This is a genomic window from Desulfuromonas versatilis (genome assembly GCF_019704135.1).
In the GTDB taxonomy this organism is placed as follows: domain Bacteria; phylum Desulfobacterota; class Desulfuromonadia; order Desulfuromonadales; family NIT-T3; genus Desulfuromonas_A; species Desulfuromonas_A versatilis.
Genome location: NZ_AP024355.1, coordinates 3,280,679 through 3,297,467 on the forward strand (window position 1 = coordinate 3,280,679; position 16,789 = coordinate 3,297,467).

The following is a 16,789-nucleotide window of genomic DNA, read 5'->3' on the forward strand; positions in this document are numbered from 1 at the left end:
AAATGGCGGGGAGCGGCCGTGTGGCAGGGCCGCTCCCCGGGGTCAGGCTGAAGCAAAAGCCAGGGCAGAATCAGGGCTGCAGGACGAACTTGCCCTCGGCGTCGACCTTGTAGACCTTGTAGACTTCGCCCACGCGGTCGCCCTTGTCGTTGAAGGTGATGGTGCCGGTCAGGCCTTGCGCGTCCTTCATCTTTTTGTGCATGTAGTCGGCCAGGTCGTCGGGCTTGGTCGACTTGGCCCCTTCGATGGCGGCGGTCACCGCCAGGAAGCCGTCGCCGGCCAGCACGGCCCAGATGGAGCCGGGGGCGGCGCCGTATTTCTTCTGGTAGGCGGCGAGGAAGTCCTTGGCCTTCTGCGCGGGCAGGTCCTGGGGAACCGGCGGGCTGAGGAAGTAGAAGCCCTCGGCGGCCTTGTTGCCGGCGATCTTGACCAGGTCGGGGTTGTTGGTGGCGTCGCCGCCGAGGAACGGCACGTTCCAGTTCATCTCCATCTTCTGGCGCAGCAGCAGGCCGGCCTCGGGGTAGTAGCCGGTGAAGAAGACCGCTTCGGGCCCGGCGGACTTCATCTTGGTGAGGATGGCGTTGTAGTCGCGCTCGCCGGGGGTCAGGGCGTCACTGAAGACCACTTCGATCCCCTTGTCCTTGAGCAGGGCCATGGTCTCTTCGGCCAGCCCCTTGGCGTAGCTGGTGTTGTCGTGGAGCACCGCGACCTTCTTGAAGCCCATCTTCTCCAGGGTGCCGGCGGCGACCCGTCCCTGCTCGTCGTCGCGGGGGCAGGTGCGGAAGAAGTATTTCAGCCCCTTTTCGGTCAGGCGCACGGCGGTGGAGCCGTTGGCCACCTGGGGGATCTGGAAGTCGTCATAGATGGTCTGGCTGGCCTCGGTGACCGAGGAGCCGTAGGTGCCGACCACCGCCACCACGCCCTGGGTGGCCAGGCGCTGGGCCGCCAGCGAGGCGGTGCGGGGGTCGCCGCCGTCGTCCTCGACCAGGATCTCGATCTGGTCGCCGTTGATGCCGCCCTTGTCGTTGATGTCCTTGGCGAGCAGTTCGACGATCTGCTTCATGTCCTGACCTTCACTGGCCCAGGAGCCGGTCATGGGGGCCATGAGACCGATCTTGATGGACTTGGCCGAGGCCAGTCCGGTTCCGCCAGCCGCCATGCACAGCGCCAGCGCCAGGGTCAAAAACCGCTTCATCGATAACACTCCTTTCGCAATCGGGGGAAATCCCCTTCAACCAGGATACGACGGGCTCTGCACCAAGCAACATGGCGCACCCGGAATTCATGGAATGCCGTCACCGTTTCTACATCCCGACCGGGGAGGAACGGGGCCGCCGCGATCGGATGGCCAAGGTTGGATGCAGGCGGAGCCGGTAAGAGGCCGAAAGGTCTGACCTTAAGGCCGTGGGCAAGTTTAATCCAACCCGAAGCAATGATCAAACATTATTTTAAGCGAGTCAAACAGCCAGGCCGGTCTGGCGGTTCTGCGCGGTCAGTCCTTTCAGGGTTTTGGCCGGTGACAAGGCGCTTCGACGCAGGCCTGAGCAAAGCAGAGCCGAAGAGAGGCAGCGAAGCCTGCGGGCCACAGCGCCAGCATGGAGGGCCAGAATAAACCGCACGGGACCCTAGCGTTTCGGCAGCTCCGAGCAATAGGCCAGGATGTCGAGTATCTGCTGGTCCGAGAGCTGCAGGTCGGCGCGCCCGGAGGGTTTCCCGCCGCGCATGCGCCCGGTATAGTGCATCTTGCTCGAACGTCCCCAGCGCACCCGATGCAGGGCGACCACCGGGTTGCCGGCGACCCGCCAGCCGACCCCCTGAACCCCGTCTTTGCGGCGCAGGTCAATGCCCCGGCCATCGGACCCGTGGCAGTCGGCGCAGCGCTGCTCGTACAGAGCGCGGCCTTTGGCGGCATCCCCCGCCACCCTGCCGTCCGCGGCGATGACCTTGGAAGGGTCGATCAGCTCTTCGCGGATGAACCGCACCAGGGCCCAGACCTCCTGACGGGTCAGGTAGTCTCCGAAGGCATGCCCGGCCGGCCCCCGGGCGATGGTCTGGTACAGCTGCCCGGGAGGCAGCTCCCTGACCTGGGAGCGCCCCCGGACCCGGTGCGCCTCTCCGCCGTCGCCGGCCGACCATTGATTGCCGCTAAAGTCCCAGCCGTGACAGGATTTGCACCGGTAGGTGTTGGTGACGTGAAATTCCCCCCGCCGGGGGTAAAGCGGGTTCTGCTCGCTGAGCCGGGTATGCACTACCCGGGGCCAGTCGTCGTACAGCTGCCCCCCCAGCCCGGCATCGGCGAGTTGATAGCCGTCTATCGACGGCGGTTGCGGCATGTCGTTGGCCAGCTGCCGGTTGATGCACCCTGCGCTGAGAAACGCCAGGACGCCCGCCACTGCGAGGGAAAAGTACCTTTTTCTCATGAACAATCCTCCGCGAATACAGTGCAGGAACACACATCGCTCGGCAGGGGGGGCAAGTCCCATTTTGCAGCGAGCTCAACCCCTGCGGATTTTTCCGAACAGAAAGCGGAAAACCGCCTCCCCCATCTGACCTGCGGTCATGCAGGTCATGAAGGCGTGGTCCGAGCTGGCCAGAACCTGGAAGCGAAAGGGGGTTTCCAGCCCCCTGGAACGGGCCGCCTGCTGCATGGCGGCGACCCAGTTGCGGCCACGCTCCAGGCGGTTAGCCCCCTGCTGCCGATCGAGCCGCGCCGCAGTGTTGAAATCCTCGTCGCGCTCCACGTCGAATTCTCCGACCAGCACGCAGGCGGGGATCTTGAGGCAGCGCCGGGGCTTCAGGCACAACCCGGGAAGCCTGCGGCTGGGGCGCCAGCCCCTGGGAAAGCGCCGCGCCTCGTCGGGAAAGGTGTACCAGCCCGGCGCCCCCATGGCATAGCGGGCGACCCGGCGCGGGTGGACCAGCGCGAAACGGTGCACGAACTGCCCACCGCCGGAAAACCCGAACATCCGCAGTCGGTCGGTGCGGGCTCCGCTGAGCATCCCCACCTCCTCCACCAGCCGCTCCAGGACCAGGTCCGGACGCTGCGCCCCGCTGCCCTCGACAAGCCGCTGGTAGGCGGGGAAGTCCTTTTGGCTGAACAAGGGGGCGACCAGCGGAACCGCGTAGCGTTCGGCCAGCGGGGCAAAGGCCTGGGCGTGCTCCCAGGCATTGCGCGAAATGCCGTGGACCGCCACGAAAAGCGGCCTGCCGGCGCTGCCGCCGCGGGGAAGGTAAAGGAAGTACTCGAGGCCTCCGGGCCCGGCGAGCCTGCGCTTGAACACCTGTCCGGATGGTAGTTGAAAGGAGCCAATAGCGCTTTGGGCAAGGTCAGTCATAAAAAATCCGCATCGAGTTTGCAATCGCCGCCAGCACCGGAGGGGGGCTGGCTTTCGGCGTCCTGGGGAGCGTCGGTGGAAACCGCGGCGCCCTCCCCCGACTCCCAGCGATGGCGCAGGTCCGCGGGGGGCCCGGCTTCCAGCAGCCGCCCCCCTTCCATGTACCAGAGTTCATCGGCGGCCAGGATTCGCTCCGGGTTGCGGGTGACCATCAGGACCGTCCCCCGGTATTGAGCCAACACCCGGTCGAGGGCCGCTCCGGCGGTCAAATCGAGGTTGGCGTCCGCCTCGTCGAGCAGCAGCAGCGGCGGATCGCCCAACAGAGCCCTGGCCAGGGCAATGCGCTGACGCTGGCCAACGGAGAGATTGCTGCCCCCCTCGAGCACCCGGGTCTGGTCCCCCTCGGGCAGGTCGGCGAGCACCTGCTCGAGATCACAGAGCCGCTTGACCCTTTCCAACTCCTCGGGGGATGCCTCCGGGTAGCGGTACAAGAGGTTCTTGACGACCTTCCCCCGCAGCAGCTGCAGCTCGCCGCTGACCAGCCCCACGGCCCTGTGCACCGAATTCAGGGAGTGTCGGCACAGATCCTGGCCATCGAGCAGGATACGCCCCCGATCCGGATCGATCAAGCGGGACGCCAGGTAGAACAGGGTGGATTTTCCGGCCCCGTTGGGGCCGGCGAGAACGATCCGGCGGCCGGGTTCGGCCACGGCGGAAAACCCGCGGATGACCTTGTCCAGGTGGACCTTGCGAAACTCCAGGCGCCCCGGGCCGGGAACCAGGTCGGGGGCGTCCCTGAGCTCCTTGACCAGGGTGGGGGTTTTCAGAAAATCAAGGATCTTGCGCCGCGAGACCCGGGCGTTCTGGTAAAATTCGTTGACCCTCCCCAGCTCCCGGACCCCCGGCGCCAGCAGCCCGACAATGGTCAGGGCGGCAACCACCGTCCCCCCCGAGGCGCGCCCCGCCGCCACCTCCAGCCCCCCGATCAGCACCACCACCGCCCCCGCTGCGCCGGCGGCGATCTCCGCCACCGCCCGCAGCCTTCCGGCCGCCCGGGCCTTGTCGATCATCGCCCGCTTGAGCCGCCGGCTCTGGCGGGCGACGCGGCGCCGCTCGCGCTTGACCTGACCGAAGGCCTGGACCACATCGAGGCGGGCGATTTTCTCGTTGATGTTGGCGGCGATGTAGGAACGCCGGCGACGGGCCTCGAACAGGGTCCGGCGCATGGCCTCCCCAAGCCCCAGGCTGCGCCCAAGGCCGAGCCCCAGGCACAGGCCGACGGCCAGGGCCAGCGGCCAGTTGAGCACCGCCAGGGCGCCCAGGGCTACCAGGGAGGTCAGGCTGGTGACGAGGATCCGGGCCAGGCCGAGGCTGACCCAGTTGCGCAGGGCGGTCAGGTCGCCGACAAAGCGCAGCATGACCGCCCCGCTGCTGCGCCGCTGCAGGGCCCGCGGCGCCATGGAGCTGAGCGAGCGAAACAGGATCAGGCGGATATGGTGCACGTAGTCCTGCCCCATCCGCTCGGCGTCGATCCGCTCGAGCATCCGCAGCCAGGCCAGGCCCGCGGCGGCGCAGAACAGTCCCAGGCCGATCCAGGCCAACCCCTTCACCTGCACCGGGGCCCCATGAATGAGCAGCTGGTCGAAGGCCTTTCTCACCAGCAGCAGGGTGGCCACCGCGGCCAGGGATTGCAACAGCCCGTTGGCTACCAGGCGGATGAAGCTCCGCCGCCGCCGGTCAGTGAATACGGAAGGAAGACGCATTTACCCCGACAGGTTGGAAAGCGCCGCAGGTACGGCCTGGACCACCGGCGCGGACTTGAGCGCCCCCCGGCGCGCCAGGATATCCGCGATCAGTGAATGGGCAATGGAGGGGCATTGCAGCGCTTTCGAGGTCAAAGCCGGCACCCCGGTGAAGGCCTGGGCCTCACGCATCCCGAGGGGCGAGCTGGTGAACACCCCGCTGATTCCCAGCAGCGGCAGTCCCCGCCGGGCCAGCCAATCGGCACCGGCGGTGGCACCGACGGCGTCCAGGGCGGCGAACAGCACGCCGTCGAGCTTCTGGGTGAAGGCCGGCAGGGAAAGCAGCCCGGCGGTTTCCTCCTGGTAGATTCCGTCGGCGATCTCCATGACGATCACGTCCACTCCGGCGGCCTGCAGGTGGCTGATGAGCAGGTCCGCCACGCCGTCAAGTTCCTCGAAGCTGCGGCGGCAGGTCGAGGGGAGCCCGGCATCGACGATGTCCAGAACCGGCATGGCCCCGGCGTCGAGCATGCACCACAGGTCCCCCCCGGCGCCGGTCCCGGTGATCTTTACCCCACCAACCTTCAAGCCGTAGCGTACCAGGCCCCGGATCAGGAAGGCCGCCGTGGTGGTTTTTCCCGAGTTCATGGAGGTGCCGACCACCGTTAGCAGGGGGGGCCGCGGCCCGCTCATGACCCGCAAGGGCAATTTATAGTCGCCGATATTGAGCGGCCGACCCTGGGCATCGCCGAGCAGTCCGAGGGGGGTGATCTCGGTGGGGGGCTTGACGCTGGCGTGCCTGGAGAGCATCCGCCCGGCGATGCCGCCCCCGGCCACCAGGTGGCAGGGCTTGAGGTCATCGGGCACCGCCGCCTCGAACTGGTCGGGGGCATAGCGGTAACCGTAGCAGACAACGATCTCGTCACCGAGGAACAGCTTGGATTTACGGCCGTGGCAAAGTTCGACCCTGGGGTGCTGGCGAACCCGATCGACCCGGGCGAGGATCAGGTCGCCGGCCTTCGGTTCCAGCTTTCCCGTCACCAGGGTCGCCATCGCCTTGCGCGGCACCCTGCGCACGGCATAGGTGAACTTTGCCCGAAAAAGGCGGGACTGTTCGATTGGGGTAACGGTGGTTGCCATGAATACCCTCCTTTGCGAAACTGGCCCCGGCGCGGGAAAAATACTGCCCAGGGGGAGGTCCTCCCCGCAGGCGGTGCCGAATGAAATCGGAATGGGAATTTGCAAGTAGTGTACTGCAAAAGGTTATTTTTTCCAGTCGCCAGGGCAAGGCACGCCTTGTCCCCCGGCAGGAAAAAAACAGAGGCCGCCCCCGTAAATTTCGGGGCGGCCTCAGAAAAGCGGAAAAGCGGCAGCGCGGAACCCTTACATCCGCAGGCGCACCTTCTCGGGGCTCAACCGCTGTTCGAGGCGGTTGGCGAGGATGCTCATGGCGTAGCAGCAGACGAAATAGAGGATGGCCACCGTGCAGTAGATCTCGAAGGGGTAGATCATCAGCCGGTTGTTGAGCCCCTGGGCGACGAAGGTCAGCTCGAGCACGCCGATGACGTAGGCCAGCGAGGTATCCTTGAAGATGGCGATGAACTGGCCGACGATGGCCGGGATCATCTGCTTGAGGGCCTGGGGCAGGACGACGTAGCGCATGGTGCGGTAATAGTTCAGCCCGGTGGAGAGCGCCGCCTCGACCTGCCCGGGGGGGATGTTCTGGATGCCGCCGCGGACGATCTCGGCCAGGTAGGCGCCGGTGAAGACGGTCAGGGCGATGGTGGCGCTCCAGAAAACGTTCAGATAGGTCCCGGTAAAGATCGGCAAAAAGAAATAGACCCAGAAGATCACCATGATCAGCGGCGTGCCGCGGATGACCTCGATGTACAGAGTGCAGGGCAGGCTCAGGATGCGGTTTTTCGCCCGGCGCCCCAACCCGACCAGCAGGCCGATGCCGAAACTGACGGTGATGGCGATCAGCGCCATCAGCACCGAGAAGCTCAGGCCCCCCAGCCCCATGAACAGCTCGCTCTCGTCCCCTTGCGGGAAACGCCAGATCAGCAGGGTGCGCAGGTTGTCGAAGGCGATCTGCCACTTGAGCCCCGCCAGGCCGCTCAGGGTCATGTACAGCAGGTAGACCACCGCCGCCATGAACGCGCCCTTGGAGGCCAGGGTCAGCACCTTGGTGAGCCCCAGGCGCACCTGGCGCAGGGCGGCGCGCAGCGGCGAATAGCGCAGCGACTGGGAGCGCGGGGCCAGCACCAGGGAGACGGGGTGAGCGAGGGCGCGCCAGAGCATCTCGAAAGGCCAGAAAAACACGTCGGCCAGCCGGTAGCCGAGGGTGCGCTGGTTCGGCGAGACCACCTGCAGGCGCAGGTTGACCATGTTGAGGATCGCCGAGATCGTCAGCGACAGCGCAAGGTAGATCAGGGTGGCCGCGGTGGTTGCTTCGAACCCCTTGAAGGTCAGCGATTCGATCTGCTGGGACTGCCAGCAGAGCTCGGCCACGCCCACCACCATCGCCAGCGAGGAGTTCTTCATGTTGTTGAGAAACTCGCTGCCCAGCGGCGGGATGATGGCCCGGAAGGCGAGCGGCAGGATGATCGTGCGCAGCGCCTGGAAATAGCTCAGCCCCGAAGAGTAGGCGGCCTCGAGCAGCCCCTTGGGGATCGACTGCAGCCCGGCGCGAATGACCTCGGCCATGAACGCCCCGGTGTAGATCGACAGGCCGAGGGTTGCGCTCCAGAGTTCGAAATTGTGGGCGAAGACCCAGTCGCGGGCGACTTCGGGCAGCGCCATGGGGAAGGCGAAGTACCAGAAGAACAGCTGGATCAGCAGCGGCGTGTTGCGAAAGAACTCGACGTAAGCCGACGACACCCAGTAAAGGGGCTTGAAGTGGGAAAGCCGCCCCAGGCCGAACAGGGTGCCCAGCAGCAGGGCCGCGCCGGAGCTGACCAGGGTGATGTAGAGGGTGAGCTTGAGCCCGGAAAGCAGGTTGAGCCCCAGGTTTTCGCCATAGGTGGGGTTGACGGTGTAGAGCACGCTCCAGTCGAAGTCGTAGCCGAAATCGAACACCCAGCCCCAGTAATACACCATGACGGCGGCGATGCCGAACAGCACCAGGTACTGCGCCCAGACTTTTTCAATCCACTTTCGAAACATCACTTCTCACTCAACATCCCCGCGGGTGGGGTGATTGACAAAAAAACTCCCTCTCCCCGGGGGGGGAGAGGGAGCGAACGGATCAGCCGCCGATGCTTACGGCCACATTTCGACCTTGCGGGTCAGCGGGAAGGAATAGGGGGTCTCCGGCCCGTACCACTTGTCGTAGATCTGCTTGTAGGTGCCGTCGTTCCACATGTCCTGCAGGGTGAAGTTGACCGCGTCGCGCCAGGCCGAGTCGTTCTCCGGCAGGCCGATGCCGTAGGGCTCGTCGCTGAAGAAGTCGCCCACCAGCTCGAACTCGCCGGGGGCCTGGGCGGCATAGCCGAGCAGGATGGTGCTGTCGGTGGACCAGCCGGCCACCCGGCCCATGCGCAGGGCCTGGAAGCACTCGGATTCTTTCTGGAAGCTGATGACGTTCTTCTCGAAATCGGGGTCGCCCAGTTCTTTGAGCAGGTTCTTCACGTTGAGTTCGCTCGTGGTCCCCTGCATGGTGGCGATCTTCTTGCCGACGAAATCCTTGTGATCCTTGAACTGCCCTTTTTTGGAGAGGATCTTCTGTCCGTCGAAGAAATAGGTGATGGAGAAGTCGATGGACTTGTCGCGCTCGCGCTTGTGGGTCATGTTGGCCACCGACATGTCGATGCGCCCCTGCTGCACGAAGGCGATGCGGGTCTTGTTGGTCACCGGCACGCGCTCGAGCTTGACGCCGAGGCGCTTGGCGATCTCTTCGGCGATATCGACGTCGAAGCCGACCCATTCCTTCTTGTCGTTGTAGAAGGCGCCGGGGATCGAGTCGGTCATGATGCCGGCACGAACCACCTTGTCCTTCATCACCTGGTCGTAGGTGGGACCGGCGACGGCGGCCTGGGCCCAGGCCAGAACCAGGACGAGGGCCGCGATCAGATACTTGGGTTTGCGCATGTCGTTCCTCCTGTACTGAAAATTGGACAAATAGGCCGCAACAGCCACCCGAGGCTGCCGGCCGAGCCACGAAACGGGTTCAGTGCGACAGGATCTTGCTCAAGAAGGACTTGGTCCTTTCGTTCTGCGGGTTGGAGAAGAACGCCTCGGGGTTGTTCTCCTCGACGATGCGCCCGGCGTCCATGAAGATCACCCGGTCGGCCACCTCGCGGGCGAAGCCCATCTCGTGGGTGACGCAGACCATGGTCATCCCCTCGCGGGCCAGCCCCTTCATGACGTCGAGCACCTCGTTGATCATCTCCGGGTCGAGGGCGCTGGTCGGCTCGTCGAAGAGCATGATCTTCGGCTTCATGGCCAGCCCGCGGGCGATGGCCACCCGCTGCTGCTGCCCTCCGGAGAGCTGGCTCGGGTACGACTCGGCCTTGTCGGGGATGTTGACCTTGGCGAGCAGGTCGCGGGCCAGCTTCTCCGCCTCGTTTTTCGGCATCTTGCGTACCATGCAGGGGGCCAGGGTGATGTTCTCCAGCACCGTCATGTGCGGATAGAGGTTGAACTGCTGGAAGACGAAGCCGACCTCGGCGCGCAGCAGGGTCAGATTGGTCTTCGGGTCGTCGAGAGCGACGCCGTCGACCACCACCTTCCCCTTCTGGATCGGCTCGAGACGGTTGATGGTGCGGATCAGGGTACTCTTGCCCGAACCGCTCGGCCCGCAGATGACCACCACCTCCCCCTGCTTGACGTGCAGGTTGATGTCGTTGAGCACATGCAGCTGATGGAACCACTTGTTGACGTTTTCAAAGCGAATCAAGGATCTGCATCTCCCGGGGCGCACCCAGCCGGGTCAAGCCTGCCCGAGCCGCCCGCCAAAAGGAAATCGGTCTTACCAATTGCCCAAAGTGAACCTTATACCACAAAATTTTCCGAGAGCCTACGACGCCGCGGCGACTTCGCAGACATCCTGCAGCAAAGCCTCCACATCGGCCTCGGTGGTGCTCCAGGAGCACATCAACCGGGCGTGACCCGAACCGATAAAGGTATAGAAATACCAGCCGCGCTCGTTCAGGGCCCGAATCATCGGCTCGGGCATGCTGACGAACACCGCGTTGGCCTCGCAGGGGTGACTGAGTTCGACCCCGGGCACCAGCTTCAACCCCTCGGCCAGCAGGCGCGCGCAGTGGTTGGCGTGGGCGGCGTTGCGCAGCAGGGCGCCGTTTTCCAGCAGGCCGATCCAGGGGGCCGAGAGAAAACGCATCTTCGAGGCGAGCTGCCCCGATTGCTTGCAGCGGTAGTCGAATTCGCAGGCGAGCTCCTTGTTGAAAAAGACCACCGCCTCGCCCAGAGCCAGGCCGTTTTTGGCCCCGCCGAAGGTCAATACGTCGACCCCGGCCTTCCAGGTGATCTCCTTGGGGGCCACCTGCAGGGAGGCCAGGGCATTGGCGAAACGGGCCCCGTCCATGTGCAGGCGCAGGGAAAGCCGGCGGCACAACTCGCCCACCTCGCCGAGCTGAGCGGGCGTATAGACCGTCCCCAGTTCGGTAGCTTGGGTGATGGAGAGGGCCTTGGGCTTGGGGTAATGGATGTCCTTGCGCCGATTGACCGTGTGTTCCACCGCCTTGAGATCGACCTTGCCGTGCTCGCCGGGCACCAGCAGGATCTTGGTGCCGTTGGAGAAGAATTCCGTGGCCCCGCACTCGTCGGTCTCCACGTGGGCCATCTCGTGGCAGATGATGCTGTGGTAGGAATGACAGAGGGCGGAAAGGGCCAGGGAATTGGCCGCGGTGCCGTTGAAGACGAAAAAGACCTGGCAGTCGGTTTCGAAGAAATCGCGGATCAGGTTGCAGGCCCTGGTGGTCCAGGGATCGTCCCCGTAGGAATTGGCATATCCATGATTGACCGCCGCCATCGCCTGCCAGGCCTCGGCGCAGATCCCCGAATAATTGTCGCTGGCGAACTGGTTTTTCAAAGGCTTCTCGATTGTCGAATTCATGATTTATTCGGTTGTGTCTGGACAGAGAATCGTAAAACGGGGAGCCGGAACCGCTCCCCGGGCCGCCAGAGATCGTGCCACAACCCTTGTTTGGAGGCAAGAAAAAGATTTTAATCCAGCGAAATACCAAGCAAATGAAGGAAATCTCAACGGATAGAATACCGCGGCCTGTCAACAGGGACGCCAACCCGCCGGGCCGCCCTGATCGAACCCCGCAGGGAGTACACTGTATACATCAGGTTTTCCCCACAGCCCTCGGCCAGGGGCTTAACTACCTGAAATTACATCGCCCAAAACACCTGACTATTTTTTGGGCAAATCGCTAATTCCTTCAAAGAAATGACTCCTTGGACCCTGCCATGGGGTTTGTCCAAAGAGTTATTCACAGGGCGTGTGGAAAAGCCGGTGCCATTTCTGGGCCCGGTCAAATTTCCGCTTTGCCGACGGCCACTTGCCCCGAGACAGGAGGTTCAGGCGCCCCGCAGGGCCTTGACCCTCTCGGTCAGGGCCGGGACGAACTGCTTGAGGTCGGCCACCACCAGCACGTCGGCCACCTCGCCGATGGGCGCCTCCTTGTCGGTGTTGACCGCCAGGATGAAGCCGGATTTCTTCATCCCCGCCAGGTGCTGGATCGCCCCGGAGATGCCGCAGGCCACGTACAGCCTGGGCGCCACCGTCTGCCCCGTGGTGCCGACCTGGCGGCTGTGGTCGAGCCATTCGGCATCGACCACCGGGCGGCTGGCGCCCAGTTCGCCCCCCAGCGCCTTGGCCAGCGCGGCGATCATCTCCACGTTCTCCTTTTTGCCGATGCCGCGCCCGGCGCTGACGATGATCTCGGCCCGGGTCAGATCGACGGCGGCCTTTTGCGCGGCTTCGTAGCCAACGAATTCCAGGCCGCCGGCCGCTGCCTGGATGCTGAGCGGTTTGACCTCCGGGGTGCCGGCGGGCTCGCCGGGCAGGCTGAAGGCTCCGGCCTGCAGGGTGACCACGGTGCGTGCGCTGGCGGGCTTCAGGGTGCGGCGCAGCTTGGCGTTGCAGGCCGGCACCACAAAGGCGCCCTCGGCGTAGTCGAGCACCTCGGAGGCCTGCGCGCACTTCAGCGCCAGGGCCAGCCGCGGAGCCAGGTCCCAGCCGTAGGAGGAGTGGGCGAGCACGATCAGCTCGGGCTGCTCCTGCTCGATGACCTGCAGCAGCAGCTGCTTGTGCAGCGCCGGGTTGAACTCGCCGGCGGCCTTGGCCTCGGCCAGGTAGAGCGGCCCGTCGAATCGGGGCAGGGCCGCCTCGCTGCCGACCAGGAACATCGCGGCCTGGGCGCCGATTTTCCGGGCGAAGGCCAGCAGCTCGTAGGTCGAGCCGAGCAGCTTGCCGTCGCGGTATTCACCAACCAGTAGAGCCTTCATGGAAGACCTCCTTGGAATTCAGGAGCCAGAATCCAGAAGCCGGCAGGGCTTTGCCTTCTGAATACCGGCTCCCGGATTCCCATGGACGCAGCAAGCTGCGGAGAATCGAACCCGCTTGGATTTATAATACCCGTTGCCGATTGACATGCCCCGGCCTGGATGCTAAACAGTCTAATTAACTACCTCGACATTTAACGTAAAGGTTATGCTATGCAACCCTCCGCCGATGCGCCCGTCCAGATTGGCGAGGTGGCCCGCCGCCTGGGCATCACCACCCGCACCATCCGCTATTACGAAGAGATCGGCCTGATGGGACCTCCCGAACGGCTGGTCGGAGGCACCCGGATGTACGGCCGGAACGACATCCTGCGCCTGCGCTTCATCCTCAAGCTCAAGGAACTGGGGATCACCCTCAAGGAGATGCAGGAGCTGGCGGAAAATTTCGACATCCACGATCAGAGCTTCGACAGGATCACCCCCAAGCTCCTGGAAATCCTCGATGGCCATATCGGCAAAGTCGACCAGAAAATCGCCAATCTCACCTCCCTGCGCAGGGAAATCGTCGACTACCGGGACCGCATTGCGGAAATCCTCAGCGACCAGGCACCTCCGGCCCGCTGAACTCCTTCATGAAGTTTACCACACTGCTGTCTCATAGTTTGATCAAAAAATAGAAGGCCCGGAGACTCCAAAATGTTATAATGAGTTCGCCAAAACCATAATAACAATAAGGAGTTCCGAGCCGTGGCCCATTGTAGCACCGTTCTTTCTCAAATTGTACGAATTTTTCCGAGACATGAATTTCAATCCCTGGCGAACAAGCATCACGTCGGGCAGAAGTTTCGTTCGTTCTCCCGCTGGACCCAGTTTGTCGCCATGCTGACAGCACAGCTGACAGGTCGGAGCAGCCTGCGGGATGTCGTTGACAATCTCAGCGTTCAGGGCAGCAAGCTCTACCACTTGGGCGTCAAGGTGTTCAGCAGAGCCACCTTGGCGCGCTGTAACGAAAGTCAGCCGCACACTCTTTACGAAGAGCTGTTTCAGCGCCTGTTGGCCCGCTGCCAGTCAATGGCGCCACGGAACAAAAGCTTCAAACTCGACGGAAAAATCTACCTGCTGGATGCTTCCCTGCTCGACCTGACACTCTCCCTGTTTCCTTGGGCCAAGTACCAGAAGAACAAGGGGGCGGCCAAGCTTCATGTCGGGCTCGATGCCGACGGCTATTTACCCGCCTTTGTCGATCTGACCGAAGGCAAGGAGCATGAAATCAACCATGCCAGAGAGCTCGAACTCCCCAAGGGCTCCTATGTGGTCTTCGACCGAGGCTACACCGATTACACCTGGTATCAGGAACTGTGTGAGGACGGGGTATTCTTTGTCACCCGCCTCAAGAGCAACGCCATCGTCACGCCCGGCAAAAAACGCCGTGGCCGCAAGAGCCCGGGGGTGATCGAGGACCGAGAAATCCATTTGGGCAAGCTGCCCGAAACCTTCCGCTTGGTCACGTATCGGGACGAGGAAACGGGCATCATTTACCAGTTCGTGACCAATGCCTTGGAGATCCCGGCCCAAACGGTGGCCGATCTTTACAAAGAACGCTGGCAGATCGAGCTCTTCTTCAAGTGGATCAAACAGAACCTGAAGGTGAAGAGCTTCTTGGGCACATCCATGAACGCGGTGAAGACCCAGCTTTGGATCGCCCTATGTGCCTACTTGGTACTCTCGTTCCTGAAGTTCCAGTCGAAAGTCGGAGCTTCGTTACAGCGCATGTTGCGGATATTACAGCTAAATTTATTCGAGAAGCGCGATTTAGAAGAGCTATTCAAGCCGTCTCCACGCAAAAACACTATACGAAACAATCAGTTAGCCCTGCTGTGAATTTGTGAGACAGCAGTGAGTTTACCACCGAAATCGAGGTTCGCTTCACCGAAGGCCGCACCCTGATGGCCTGCTACGCTTAGCGCCAGCGGCAAGAGCGATCCGCGCCCCGAAACACTGTGGGTCGACCCCGAGCAGGAAAAACTGATTTCACCACGAAGGTCACGAAGATCACGAAGAAAGTCCTTAAACTATTGCTTTGACCCTCGTGCCCTTCGTGTACTTCGTGGTACGCAAAGAATTTCCCAAATCCCGGACAAGCCCAAGGCTCACGGAATCTTCGGCCCCCGCGAAAACGTCCCTTTCACCAGCTTCTTCAGCTGCTTTTTCACCGCCCCGATGACCTAGGGTCTGGCCCGGTCCCGCGGGTTCGCGCTCAGAAGATGTACCGTCCCTCTTCGCTGGCCGCCCGGGCCAGGGCCCGCTTGGCCTGCAGCAGGCCGCTGGCGTCGTACCTGGTGAAACGGCGCACCCCGGAGAGGATCATGGCCAGGTTGTCCCCCTCCTCGAGGTAGAAGGCCCCTTTTTTCGCCGCGCTGCCGGCGACTTCGGTGGCGCTGAAGGTGAAGACCTTGACCGCGGCCCTGAGCAGCTGCCGCTTACGCTCGCTGGCCGAGGGGTGGATCTTCTCCGCGCGCAGCACGGCGCTCTCGATGGCGAAGATCTGGATGGCCAGGTCGGCGGCGGCGATGAGGATCTCCTGCTCGTCCTGCAACCCGGCCAGGTGCTTCTTCACTGCGGCCCCGGCAAGAATCAGGAACAGGGTCTTGAGGCATTTCAGCAGCGCCTTCTCGGCGGCGAAGGGGTCGCTCTGGTCGAGTTCATCGAAGCTGGGGGTCATCAGCGCCTCGAAGGCCTTCATCGCCTCGGCCTGCAGGGGGAGTTCGCCCTTGAGCGACTTGCGCAGGATCATGCCGGGGATCAGCAGGCGGTTGACCTCGTTGGTCCCCTCGAAGATGCGGTTGATGCGCTCGTCGCGGTAGAAACGCTCGGCGGGATACCCGCTGACGTAGCCGTAGCCGCCGAAGATCTGCACCACCTCGTCGACCACCCGGGCCAGCACCTCGCTGCAGAAGACCTTGGAGATGGCGCACTCGGGGGCGTACTCCTCGATCCCCTTCTGGTACTCCTCGTAGTAGTTGTCGATCCCCTTGTCGATGGTCGCCAGCTTGGTGTCGAGCAGCCCGGCCAGGCGATAGACGAGGGATTCGGAGGCGAAGGTCTCGGCGGTCATGTCGGCGAGCTTCTCGCCGATGGCGCCGAAGGAGCTGATTGGTTTGCCGAACTGCTTGCGCTCGTTGGCGTAGCGGATCGCCTCGCCCAGCGCCATCTTGGCCGCGCCGGTCACCCCGGCGCCGAGCTTGAAGCGCCCGACGTTGAGCACGTTGAAGGCGATCTTGTGCCCCTTGCCGATCTCGCCGAGCAGGTTTTCCACCGGCACCCTGCAATTGTCGAGGATGATCGGGGTGGTCGAGGAGCCTTTGATGCCGAGCTTCTTCTCCTCGGGACCGACCACCAGCCCTTCGAAGCCCCGTTCGACCAGGAAGGCGGTGAAGTGCTGCTTGTCGATCTTGGCGAACACGGTGAACAGCTCGGCGAAGCCGCCGTTGGTGATGAACTGCTTGACGCCATTGAGGAGGTAATACCTGCCGTCCGCGGAGAGGGTCGCCGTCGCCTGGGCACCCAGGGCGTCGGAGCCCGAGCCGGGCTCGGTCAGGCAGTAGGCCGCCACCCACTCGCCGCTAATGATCTTCTCGAGGTATTTCTCTTTCTGCGCCTCGGTGCCGTAGTAGATCAGCGGCAGGGTGCCGATCCCCGAGTGGGCGGCAAAAGCCACGGAAAACGAACCGGAGGGGGCGAGCTTCTCGCCGACCAGCATGCTGGTCGCCTTGTCCAGCTCGAGCCCGCCGTACATCTCGGGGGCGTCGATCATCAGCAGGCCGAGCTCCCCGGCCTTGCGCATCCCCTCGACCACCAGGTCGAAGTTGCCCGCGTCCATCTCCTCGATGTGGGGCGCAAGCTCGCTGGCGACGAACTGTTCGGTGGTCTCACCGATCTGCTTCTGCTCGTCGCTGAAATCCTCGGGGGTGAAGACCTCGTCGCAGCCGACCTCGGTCACCAGAAATTCGCCCCCCTTGAGAATTCTCCGCTTCATTTTCATCCCCATGTCTCCTCGATTGGCGGTTTATTCAAGGTTGATTTGGTCAAAAACCTGATTCACCACCCGCTCGCTCTGCTCGCTGAAGGACACGAAGATCACGAAGAAAACCCTTAACTACTGTTTTTTCCCTTGCCTTGGCCCTTCTTCGTGTCCTTCGTGTCCTTCGTGTCCTTCGTGTCCTTCGTGTCCTTCGTGGT

At 63.3% G+C, this 16,789-nt stretch carries 13 protein-coding genes; 2 read left to right on the forward strand and 11 right to left on the reverse strand.

All coding sequences use genetic code 11. The features are described from left to right. Positions 1 to 70: 70 nt before the first annotated feature. The 10 genes from DESUT3_RS14710 to DESUT3_RS14755 form a co-directional block, all read right to left on the reverse strand. Positions 71 to 1,195: a branched-chain amino acid ABC transporter substrate-binding protein gene (locus DESUT3_RS14710; protein ID WP_221249228.1), complete on the reverse strand. Its 1,125-nt coding sequence runs from the start codon at positions 1,193 to 1,195 to the stop codon at positions 71 to 73. A 430-nt stretch (positions 1,196 to 1,625) separates the two neighbouring features. Further along, positions 1,626 to 2,420: a c-type cytochrome gene (locus DESUT3_RS14715; protein ID WP_221249229.1), complete on the reverse strand. Its 795-nt coding sequence runs from the start codon at positions 2,418 to 2,420 to the stop codon at positions 1,626 to 1,628. Between the two features lie 75 nt (positions 2,421 to 2,495). Continuing rightward, complete coding sequence (locus DESUT3_RS14720) at positions 2,496 to 3,281, reverse strand: hypothetical protein (protein WP_221249230.1); 786 nt, start codon at positions 3,279 to 3,281, stop codon at positions 2,496 to 2,498. 50 nt (positions 3,282 to 3,331) lie between these two features. Beyond that, the gene (locus tag DESUT3_RS14725; RefSeq protein ID WP_221249231.1) at positions 3,332 to 5,098 is read right to left on the reverse strand and encodes an ABC transporter ATP-binding protein; all 1,767 of its coding nucleotides are present in this window, start codon (positions 5,096 to 5,098) and stop codon (positions 3,332 to 3,334) included. Continuing rightward, on the reverse strand, positions 5,099 to 6,217 hold the full coding sequence (locus tag DESUT3_RS14730; RefSeq protein WP_221249232.1) for a hypothetical protein: 1,119 nt from the start codon (positions 6,215 to 6,217) through the stop codon (positions 5,099 to 5,101). Between the two features lie 243 nt (positions 6,218 to 6,460). Further along, on the reverse strand, positions 6,461 to 8,242 hold the full coding sequence (locus DESUT3_RS14735; RefSeq protein ID WP_221249233.1) for an amino acid ABC transporter permease: 1,782 nt from the start codon (positions 8,240 to 8,242) through the stop codon (positions 6,461 to 6,463). 96 nt (positions 8,243 to 8,338) lie between these two features. Next, on the reverse strand, positions 8,339 to 9,166 hold the full coding sequence (locus DESUT3_RS14740) for an ABC transporter substrate-binding protein (RefSeq protein ID WP_221249234.1): 828 nt from the start codon (positions 9,164 to 9,166) through the stop codon (positions 8,339 to 8,341). A 79-nt stretch (positions 9,167 to 9,245) separates the two neighbouring features. Beyond that, entirely contained in the window at positions 9,246 to 9,974 is a 729-nt protein-coding gene (locus tag DESUT3_RS14745; RefSeq protein WP_221249235.1) for an amino acid ABC transporter ATP-binding protein, read from the reverse strand. 120 nt (positions 9,975 to 10,094) lie between these two features. Continuing rightward, entirely contained in the window at positions 10,095 to 11,153 is a 1,059-nt protein-coding gene (locus DESUT3_RS14750) for a threonine aldolase family protein (RefSeq protein WP_221249236.1), read from the reverse strand. Between the two features lie 470 nt (positions 11,154 to 11,623). After that, on the reverse strand, positions 11,624 to 12,553 hold the full coding sequence (locus DESUT3_RS14755; RefSeq protein WP_221249237.1) for an electron transfer flavoprotein subunit alpha/FixB family protein: 930 nt from the start codon (positions 12,551 to 12,553) through the stop codon (positions 11,624 to 11,626). A gap of 210 nt (positions 12,554 to 12,763) precedes the next feature. On the opposite strand from DESUT3_RS14755, the gene DESUT3_RS14760 reads away from it, so the two are divergent. Further along, positions 12,764 to 13,174 (forward strand): helix-turn-helix domain-containing protein, encoded by a 411-nt coding sequence (locus tag DESUT3_RS14760; protein ID WP_221249238.1) that lies wholly within the window; start codon positions 12,764 to 12,766, stop codon positions 13,172 to 13,174. Between the two features lie 123 nt (positions 13,175 to 13,297). Further along, the gene (locus DESUT3_RS14765) at positions 13,298 to 14,431 is read left to right on the forward strand and encodes an IS4 family transposase (RefSeq protein WP_221248716.1); all 1,134 of its coding nucleotides are present in this window, start codon (positions 13,298 to 13,300) and stop codon (positions 14,429 to 14,431) included. Positions 14,432 to 14,807: 376 nt separating this feature from the next. Here DESUT3_RS14765 and DESUT3_RS14770 read toward each other — a convergent pair whose 3' ends face one another. After that, positions 14,808 to 16,586: an acyl-CoA dehydrogenase family protein gene (locus tag DESUT3_RS14770; protein ID WP_221249239.1), complete on the reverse strand. Its 1,779-nt coding sequence runs from the start codon at positions 16,584 to 16,586 to the stop codon at positions 14,808 to 14,810. Positions 16,587 to 16,789 lie beyond the last annotated feature (203 nt).